The sequence below is a fragment of the Methylorubrum subtropicum genome (assembly GCF_038442325.1).
Lineage (GTDB): Bacteria > Pseudomonadota > Alphaproteobacteria > Rhizobiales > Beijerinckiaceae > Methylobacterium > Methylobacterium subtropicum.
Genome location: NZ_JBBXMW010000045.1, coordinates 1 through 9,808, shown reverse-complemented (window position 1 = coordinate 9,808; position 9,808 = coordinate 1). Strand labels below are relative to the sequence as shown.

At 62.9% G+C, this 9,808-nt stretch carries 5 protein-coding genes; 2 read left to right on the top strand and 3 right to left on the bottom strand.

Translation table 11 applies throughout. The annotated features are described in order from the left end of the window. Positions 1–51: 51 nt before the first annotated feature. The gene (locus AAHG03_RS26890) at positions 52–1,911 is read right to left on the bottom strand and encodes a type I secretion system permease/ATPase (RefSeq protein WP_342154922.1); all 1,860 of its coding nucleotides are present in this window, start codon (positions 1,909–1,911) and stop codon (positions 52–54) included. Between the two features lie 343 nt (positions 1,912–2,254). On the opposite strand from AAHG03_RS26890, the gene AAHG03_RS26885 reads away from it, so the two are divergent. Beyond that, complete coding sequence (locus AAHG03_RS26885; RefSeq protein ID WP_342154920.1) at positions 2,255–2,641, top strand: DUF3592 domain-containing protein; 387 nt, start codon at positions 2,255–2,257, stop codon at positions 2,639–2,641. Positions 2,642–3,368: 727 nt separating this feature from the next. Continuing rightward, a complete protein-coding gene (locus tag AAHG03_RS26880; protein ID WP_342154918.1) occupies positions 3,369–9,092 on the top strand; it encodes a DUF4214 domain-containing protein in 5,724 nt (1,907 codons plus the stop codon). 193 nt (positions 9,093–9,285) lie between these two features. Here AAHG03_RS26880 and AAHG03_RS26875 read toward each other — a convergent pair whose 3' ends face one another. Beyond that, positions 9,286–9,423, bottom strand: a complete 138-nt coding sequence (locus AAHG03_RS26875; protein ID WP_342154916.1) for a hypothetical protein — start codon at positions 9,421–9,423, stop codon at positions 9,286–9,288. 185 nt (positions 9,424–9,608) lie between these two features. Continuing rightward, positions 9,609–9,808 (bottom strand): hypothetical protein (locus tag AAHG03_RS26870; protein WP_342154914.1); only part of this gene is annotated, 200 nt, incomplete at its 5' end.

The window sequence follows — 9,808 nt, the reverse complement described above, 5'->3', positions numbered from 1 at the left end:
AACCGGCTCGATCGCTGCCCACTCCGCGTCCGTCAGATCAAACCGTGCCATTCACGATCCTCCATGGCTGGAGGACCAACGATCAGCGTGGGCAACCGTGCCAATCGTTATGAGTTCGCGGCCTAGGGTGTCGTAGCCGTGCGGCAGCCCGGTGATGAAGTCGTGCGCGCCCGCGAGCCGCGCGGCTTCGATGACCCGCTCCATCGGCAGGCCGGGCTCGGCGAGCGCGATGTTGTCGCGGATCGAGCGGTTGAACAGCACGTTCTCCTGCAGCACCACGCCGACCTGACGGCGCAGCCACGCCGCGTCGACGACGCCGAGATCGATGCCGTCGACGAGCACGCGGCCGGTCTCGGGGACGTAGAGGCGCTGGACCAGCTTGGTCAGGGTCGACTTGCCCGAGCCCGAGGGGCCGACGATGCCGACGACCTGTCCGGGCGCGATGTCGATCGAGACCTCCTGCAGCACCGGCGGCCTGTCGGGGCGGTAGCGGAAGGTGACGCGGTCGAAGTGAATCGCGCCGCGGATCGCGGGAAGCGCCGCCGAGCCGGGCCGGGTGGCGGGCTCGGGCACCGCGTTGAGGATGTCGCCCAGCCGCGCCACCGAGACGCGGGCCTGATGGAAGTCCTGATACACCTGCGCGAGGCGCAGCACCGGCTGGGCGACGCGGCCGGCCAGCATGTTGAAGGCGACCAACTCGCCGACCGTCATCCCGCCGGAGATCACCGCCTTGGCGCCGAAGAACAGGATCGCTGCGGTGACGAGCTTGGCGATGAGCTGAATCACCTGGCTCGCGGTGTTGCCGAGCGAGAGCACGCGGAAGCTGGCGCGGACATAGGCCGCCAGCCCCTCCTCCCAGCGGCGCTGCATCTGCGGCTCGACCGCCATCGCCTTGAGGGTCTCGATGCCCGACAGGCTCTCGACCAGGAAGGACTGGTTCTCGGCCCCGCGGTTGAATTTTTCCTCCAGCCGGCGCCGGAACACCGGCGAGAGCGCGACCGAGACCGCGACGTAGACCGGGATCGAGGCGAGCACGATGCCGGTCAGCAGCGGCGAGTAGGCCGCCATCACGGCGAGGAAGACGGCGGTGAAGGCGAGATCGACCACCAGCGTCAGGGCCGACGAGGTGAGGAAGGAGCGGATGTTCTCCAACTCGCGCACGCGGGCGACGGAATCGCCGGTGCGGCGGGTCTCGAAATAGGCGATCGGCAGCGCCAGCAGGTGGCGGAACAGGCGCGCGCCGAGTTCGACGTCGATGCGGTTCGTGGTGTGGGCGAAGAGATAGGTGCGTAAGGCCGTCAGCAGGCTCTCGAACACGCCGACGACGAGGAGGCCGACGACGAGGAGGTCGAGGGTGGTGAGCCCGCGATGGACCAGCACCTTGTCGATGACGACCTGGAAGAACAGCGGCGTGATCAGCGCGAAGATCTGGATGAACAGCGACGCGAGCAGCACCTCGCCGAGCAGCCAGCGATACTTGTGCATCGCCTGGAGGAACCAGGATAGGTCGAAGCGGCGCCCGAGGTCGGACAGGGCGGCGCGGCGGGCGAACAGGATCAGGCTGCCGTCCCATTGCGCGACGAAGTCGGCCATCTCCATCAGCCGTGGCTGGCCGGCGACGGGGTCGTGGATCAGGACGGTCCGCTCCACGATCTTGGCGAGAATCACGTAGCGGTTGTCGTTGAACCGGACGATGGCGGGGAGCGCTTGGCGCGGCAGCGACTTCGGGCCGCCCTTGCGCAGCGATGCCTTGAGGTTGTGCTCGCGGGCGGTGCGGACGATCTCAGGGGGCCCGAACGGCTGGCCTGCGACACGATGGCTCAACTGGTCAGGGTCGGCGGCAATACCGTGGAACTGCAGCACAGCCACGAGGGACGCCAGCCCTGAGGCGGCGACGTCTTCGTCGTTCATTGATGTTGCCCCCTGTCGCGGAAAGTCTCTTGCCGCGCACGACCGGACGGCGCATTAGGTTGCGCCCAACCGGTGTGGCCGGATCTCTACACACTGCGGTTGCGTTTGCCAAGCACGTTCGAGCCGCGATTTTCATCCTTGTGCGGTGAAAAAAGTTGGAGTAGCGGTTTCGGCGTGCAACCGGACCCGTCTAAAGCAGTGAATCGCAAGTCTAAAAATCGCCATATTCTACACATGGAACTGACATATTATTTTATGTATGTTTTCCGATTTTATTCGAATATATTTCGGGCGTGATCTTAATTTTGCGCCTGAGACTTAGGCTTTGAATGTCGGGGGAAGAATGTCCTGGCCACAAACAACAGCCCTTCTGCTGGGAAGCTTGCTTGTTACGGTGTTTATGCTGGTTCCCGCGCTCCTCCACTTATTTAGGATGTGGCAGTGGATACCAGTTTTGGGAGTAATTCAGGATATTGAGGCTGATGAATCTGGAGAATATCTAATAGAATCTCCCTTGGTGTCCTATGAATTCGCTAACGGTAAGTATCAATCGATTTATCATGGAATCAAATCAGCAGCGATCCTTGAAAGAGGGTCTACAATAAAAATAAAAGTAAACAGTAAAAATCCAAACAAGTACATCATATCCGGCTGGCGTGCAGCTCTATTTATGCTTGCATTCTCGCTATCCGTAAACATGACGGCAGTAAATCTACTGCTAAAGCAGTAAGGCGGAGAGAACGATGCCTAGCTACGGCGAAACATTAAATATGCGTTTTGGTGACCCGAAATTTGGTACGCCGATAGGCCCAATTCGAGTTATCGGCGAGCTTCGTTCCAATGAATACTATGATGTTATCGGAAGGGGACAGGTTGAATATGGATTATTTGCCGGAAGGATCACGTTATCCGGAGATAAGGATTTAAATTTCAAAGATATTCAAGTCGACGGCGGATTAAACCAAAGATTCGATGGGCCTTTTGGTCTCAAATCAAGCGCTTTCGTTGGGGCCGGATATAGCTACCAGAATGGTCTCGTATTTACCGCATCGTATACGCTTGAAGTTCCAAAAATACCGGCAATGAACTTTAATGGCGTAAGATATTCTTTTAGTGGCACGGCAACGCCGACTGATGTAGCGAATTTCTTCCAGCCGCAAGGCGTGGATTATCTACCGGGCGGCTCGAAATATCTTCGAAGCGACAATGAGCCTTACCGCGGTAGGCTCGAAGTAGAGACAAGCTCCCAAGATATGGATTGGTATGGCACTAACGGCTTTACGCCTGCCAAGTCTATTTTCGTGGGCCCATTTGATAACTCAACTGCTTCGATGCCGTCGGCCTACCAGGGCGACTCGAAGTTCGAGATTTACAATACGGGCTTGGATGCGGGGCCGCTTCAGTCCGTTTCTTCCTCACAGAGTCAATACAATGGATCTTTCGGCGATCCCTCTTCCGTGGTGACCGGGAACTACCAGCAGTCTGACACGGTCATCAACCCGCTCGGCAACCCGGCCCTGGACTACAACCAGCCCAATTCCGGCCTCCCGTACTCGCCCAATCCGGCGCAGCCGTTCACGCTCGGCATCAACGAGACCGGGGATCGCGGCGCCAACACGGCGGGCGACGGCGTCGCCGGTTACGGGAGCGTCGGCGGCGGCAGGGAAACGACGCTCCCGGAAATCTCCGTCGCCGGAAACGGGGGCAACGATGGGCCATCCACCCCGACCGTCGACACCTCGGCGGCCACGGGCATGCCGGCGGCCTACACGAGCGGCGCCTACCTGTCCGAGGATACCTACAACTATTACATGAACCCGAGCCAGTGGGCGGAAGCGCCGGCTTATGGCGGCCCCGACGTCGTGGGCTACACCGGCTTCACCGGCGCCAATGTCGGCGACTTCATGTTGGGCGGTGACTTCGAGCCGATCATCCTCGACCTCGACGGCGACGGCGTCGACATCGCGCCGCTGACCGGGTCGAACCAGTACTTCGACATGGCCGGCACCGGCTACAAGCAGCGCACCGCCTGGGCGGCGGCGGGCGACGCCGTGCTCGCCTTCGACGCCGACGGCGACGGCAAGATCACCGAGCGCAACGAGGTCGTCTTCACCGACTGGGACCCGAGCGCGAAGACCGACATGGACGCGCTGCACAACGTCTTCGACACCAACCACAACGGCAAGCTCGACTCGGGCGACGCCAAGTTCTCCTCGTTCAAGCTGGTGATCAGCAACTTCGACGGCGGAACCTCGGTCAAGACCCTGGCCCAGGCCGGCATCACCGAGATCGACCTCACCGCCGACAAGACGAGCCGCGTCATGGAGGACGGCTCCACGATCGACGGGCAGACCACCTTCACCCGCTCCAACGGCACCACCGGCACCGCCGCGACCGTCTCCCTCGCCGCCTCGGCCGGGGCGGGCGTGGTCAAATCGGCGATCAGCGCGGTCAACGGCGTGGTCACGGTCGACAACAAGGTGCTCGACACCGGCGGGCGGCTCGTCTCCGAGAGCACCCTCGTGACCAGCGCCGACCACAAGATCCGCACGCTCTCCCTCGACGACGACGGCGACGGCGTGGTCGATCGCGTGCGCACCACCACGATCGTCGATCACTCCGACGGCACCCATGTCGAGACCGTGACCGACAAGGTTTCCGGCATCCTGACCGGCACGACCACGACCACGACGAGCGCCGACCGCGCCACCGTCACCATCCGCCGCGACACCGACGGCGACAGCATCTTCGATCAGAAGGAGGTCGATGCCCAGGGCAGCGACGGCTCGTCCTCGGTGACGATCCAGAACCTCAACGAGAACAACGGCGTCGTCAGCACGGTCCAGCGCACGGTCTCCGCCGACGGCCTGACCGCCACCACCAAGACCGACCTCAACGGCGACGGCAGCGGCTACGACCTGATGGTCACCGACGCGACGGTGACGAACACCGACAAGAGCCGGACGCAGACGGTGACCCAGTCGAGCAACAGCGGCGTGCAGCTCGGCAAGACGATCACCAAAAAGAGCGCCGATGGCCTCACCCAGCAACAGAAGATCTACATCGCCAGCACCGACGACAAAGTCGTCGATCTGTTCCGCAACACCGACATCGTGCGCGGCACCGACGACAGCGTCACGACGACGGTGACCGAGCTGAACGGCGACGGCACCAGGCGCGACGTCACCAGGACCCAGATCAGCGGCGACGGCCTGACCCACAACACCAGCACCGACCTCAACGGCGACACCGTCTTCGATGTCACGCACACGGAGACCACCGTCATCGGCACGGACGGCAGCCGCACGCTCTACGCGTCCGATTACCGCGCGACGGGGTCGGGCTCGACGTACAACGCCCGGGGCGCGCTCATCGGCAAGATCGTCACCATGAAGGCCGCCGACGGCATCACCCGCACGACCAGCGTCGACGCGGACGGCAACGGCAAGAACGAGAGCGTCGACGCGGTCAGCGTTTCCTCCGGGGTCGTCACCGAAACGCTGTCGAACTACCGCCCCGACGGTACGACGTTGATGAACAAGACCGTCACCACGACCAGTACCGACGGCCTGACCAAGACGATCCTGTACTACCGCGACGGCAACACGTCGCTCGATGCGAAGACGGTGATCCAGACGGTCAACATCAGCGACGGCAGCTCGAAGGTCACCACCACCGACTACGCCGGCAACGGCACGACGTTGATCGGCCAGAGCGTCGTCACCACCAGCGCCAACGGGCTCACCACGACGACCAAGGTCAACCTCGACGGCGGAACGGGCTTCGACCTGAACACGACGCGTGCGACGTCGGTCAGCAGCGACGGCGTGCGCACCACCACCGAGACCACGACCAGCGCCGACGGCACGCTGCAGAGCAAGCGCACCACGACGGTGAGCGCGGACCGCAACACGACCACGATCACGAGCGACACGAACGGCGACACCGCGATCGCCGGCTTCGAAACCAACGGCATCGACACCGTCGAGACGATCACCAAGGGCACCGACGGCTCCGTCAAGGACGTCGTCACGCGCTATGCCCGCAACGGCAAGAAGATCCTCATCACCACGTCCACGACCGACGCCGCCGGGCTCCGCAAGACCGTCGACACCAACATCGACGCGGCCAACGCCGACGACCAGCACGACGGCGACACGACCGAGCTCTACACCAGCGGACGGCGCGTGGAGACGATCACGTCCACGGACGCCGGCGGCAATCTGCGCAACTCGACGCGGATCGAGGTCAGCGGCGACGGACTGCACACGATCACCCAGACCGATGTCGACGGCAACCAGAAGACCGATGGCGTGACCGTCTCCGACACCGTCCTGAACGCGGACGGCAGCCGGACCACGACCGTGACCCGGTCCGCCGGCGGCCCATCGGCGACGAGCAAGGTCGTGAGCAGCACCGTCACGACCGTGTCGGACGACGGCCTGTCGACCACGGTCGTGAGCGACCTCGACGGCAACACGCTCGTGGCCAGCTCGACCGATCTCACCGCCACCGACGTCAAGACGCTCAACGCCGACGGCAACGGCGGCACCCGCGAGACGGTCACGCACCTCAACAACAAGCTCGGCCTGATCGACAAGGTCACGACGGTCACCAGCGCCGATCACAAGGCGACGACGATCACGACCGACCTCGACGGCAACACGAAGACGGACCGGACCGAGACGATCAACGTCCTGACCAGCGGTACGACCATCGGCGACGTCGTCGACACCACCACGGCCTACGACGCCGCCGGCACCGTGACCCAGACCACGGCCGTGACGACGAGCGCGGACGGGCTCAAGACGACGCGGACGCTGAACGTCGGCAGCGACTCGACCATCGACGAGACGCAGACGCGGACGATCACCTACGGCACCGACGGCTCGACGACGGTGACGGTGACCGACGCCAATGTCGGCGCCAACATCCAGCCCGGCAGCTACGGCGACAACAGCACCATCATCACCAAGACGAGCGCCGACGGCCTGCACAAGACGATCACGGTCTCGGGCAACAACGAGGGCTTCGGCCTCGATCACGTCACCACCGACGACACCGTGCTCGGGAACGACGGCAGCCGGGTCGAGACCCGCACCGTCTCGACCACGGACAGCGACGGCACCGTCCGAAAAGTCAGCCAGCAGATCGTCACCGACACCGCGCACGGCCTGAAGCATACGGTGCAGCTCGACGAGTTCGGCACCGGCGTGTTCAACATCACCGACGAGACGGTGGTCAATCCCGACGGAAGCACCACGCGGACCTATACCGACAACGAGAACGGCGGGTTGTACGAGAAGGAAGTGACGATCACGAGCGCCAACGGCCGCTACGTCCGCATCAACCACGACACCGACGGCGACGGGAACTTCGACGAGTACAAGACCACGAACATCGGCACCGACCGAACGCGCACCGACACGATCTGGACAACCAGCAATGCCGGCGCGCTGCTCAGCAAGACGATCCAAACGACGAGCGCCGACGGGCGGAGTCAGACGATCACCTTCGACACCGACGGTGATACGGTCGTCGATGCGAAGCAGACCCAGGTCTCGGTCGTCAACTACGACGGCTCGACCACACAGACGCGCAGCGACTACAACGGCAAGGACGTGCTGCGCGACCGGATCACGACCACGACCAGTGCCAACGGCTACAAGATCACCGGCACGATCGATCTCGACGGCGACGGCACGACCGACGAAACGTTCTCGAACCAGATCGTGCTCAACACCGACGGCAGCAAGACGCAGACGATCCAGACCAAGTACGCCGACGGCTCAACCAAGAACACGACCGTGATCCAGACCTCGGCGAACGGCCTGCACATCGTTACCGGCGAGGACCTGAACGGCGACACCAAGAACGACGTCGTCAAGACCGACGACATCGCCAGCAGCGGCGTGCGCACCATCGGCGTCCGCTACTACGACGCGGCCGGCAAGCTGCTGTCGAGCGACACCACCACGACCAGCGCCGACGGGCGCCTGTCCTCGATCAGCCGCGACTTCGACGGGAACGGCACGCAGGACGCGCTCGAACTCGCCAGCCACGTGGCGGACGGCAACGGGTCATACGATATCGCAGCTCAGGATGCCGCCTCGCAGGGCATCCTGTTCGAGGCCAACCACAGCCGCGACGAGAACGGCGTCGATCAGATCTGGACGTCTCAGCTCAACCAGAACCGGAAGACGTATTACGATCCCCAAGAGCAGGCCGTCAGCTGGGTGCAGACCTCGCGCCAACAGAGCGGTGATCAGGATCTCGTCGCACGCATCTACGATGTCCTGCTCGACCGGGATCCGACCTCGACGGAACGGGAGACCTATCTCGTCTATGCCAGCGCGAACGACCTGCTGAACGCCATCATGTCGAGCACCGAGTTCAAGCAGCGCTACGGCACGCTCTCGAACGCCCAGTTCGTCGAGCAGATGTACGAGAACGCCTACGGCCGCAGCGCCAAGGCCTCCGAGCTGAACGGCTGGCTGACGCAGTTCAACGGCGGCACCGCGGGTCGCCTGGACGTCATCGCGGCGCTGACAGGAAGCGCGGAGCATCTCACCGTCGGCAACGTCCACACGGTGACGAGCAGCAGCCAGAACGTCTCGGGCAAGTTCGGCCTGGAGCACACCACCGACAAGATGGCGGCGGCCGAGATCGTGGACCGGATCTACAGCACCGGGCTCGCGCGGCACGAGACCAACACCGGGGCCGGCAGCGACGTAAGCCAGATTCTGGCCGGAACTCAGACCGAGGCGGGACTCGCCGCCAAGGTCGTGGCCTCCTCGGAGTTCGCGAGCCGCTACGGGACCCTGGGGGACGGCGACTTCGTCACAAAGATGTTCCAGAACGCGCTCGGCCGTGCGCCGACCTCGACGGAACTGTCGAGCTGGACCAACCTGCTCGGAGCCAGGACGGTGTCGCGGGGCGATCTGGTCGTAGGGCTCGCCGACGACCTCGACTACAAGGGCGTCGCGACGACCTCCAGCACCTCGTCGACGACGGCCTCGGCCGCCGCGCCCTCCAGCGTGAACGCCCGGCAGGCATCGAGCTTCAACAAGATGGTGCAGGCGATGTCGACGATGTCCGAGCATCCCCACGCCGCCTGGGCCTCGACCTTCGCGGCGACGCAGACTTCACAGGAGCACCAGTTGGCTGCGGCCCATCACTGATGGTGACAGCTTCGCCCTAAAAACACGAGCCGCCCCAGATCCCCTGGGGCGGCTCGGCTTTGATTCATCTTATATTGAGATCACTGTGATAAATCGCGCATAATCAGCCGCAGAAATATTGCATTGATCGCTTAAGCTAGGTAAATCGCCGCTCGATATCGCGAAATCGAACGGCGATTTCCGTTCGTTTCTCCTATGTATCTGCATTCGATTGCCGCAGCGCTTCGAATTCGGCCCGCCGCCGCACGATCTCGGCGAGACCCTGGATGACGGTTGCGCGGTCGCCACCAACGATCTCGCACAGTTCATCTATCGCCTCATCCTGCGACATGGGCACGAGATCTCCGGAGCCGCGGGTGAACGCGTTGATCGGGGTGTGCTTTCCCGTGTGCCTAGACCGCGCTGCTACCCGTTCCGCCAGGTCGCGGCGCGCACCAGATCGTAAGGTCATGGCATGTGCAAAAAATTACTGTTTTATTTAATCGCTCAAGCACATGCAGAAATCGTGTGGAGAAATCAAATTTCAAGGCGCGCAACCGTTTTGCGATCAGAGCCGGCTCTCAGATCATGGGCTTGGACTGCTGCTTTCGACCCAGGCTGTGTGAAAACGTGCTGATTTGGTAGAGTAAATCCCGATCTGGGGAGGTCGGGATGAAACGCTTCATCGCAGGTGAGGACCGTCAGCAGATCACGCTCCTTCCCGACTGCCTGGACGA